Raw genomic sequence first — 313 nt, 5'->3', positions numbered from 1 at the left:
ATCGTCCCGATATTATCCTCGGCGCTGGATACAGGCGTTTGACCATTTTTGCAGCACTCCATAAAATGAGCCATCTCCCCGACAAATCCTCTTAAATAAAGATCTCTGTATGCTCCTGACATGGCAGACGCCGACGGAGTATAGACATAATCCTGCTCTCCAAGAAATTGCCATGTCTTTTCTGTTGTCGATGGGGAATGATGAACTGCTAACGTGGTGACCTCTTCGGCGCTGGCAAATCCGTGATCAAAAGTGACCACCACCCGCTCGCTTTCACGCGACCACGCAGTCATCCCCGAAAAATGAACACTGC

General features: G+C 49.5%; 1 pseudogene. It reads right to left on the bottom strand.

Annotated features, from left to right (window positions below):
* Positions 1-313 (bottom strand): annotated as a pseudogene (locus SB773_RS30855) (Gfo/Idh/MocA family protein); the annotation flags it as partial.

The organism is Bacillus sp. SIMBA_074 (assembly GCF_046534555.1).
Lineage (GTDB): Bacteria > Bacillota > Bacilli > Bacillales > Bacillaceae_G > Bacillus_A > Bacillus_A mycoides.
Note: the sequence above shows the minus strand (reverse complement) of the source record. Positions and strands in the feature narration are given on the sequence as shown.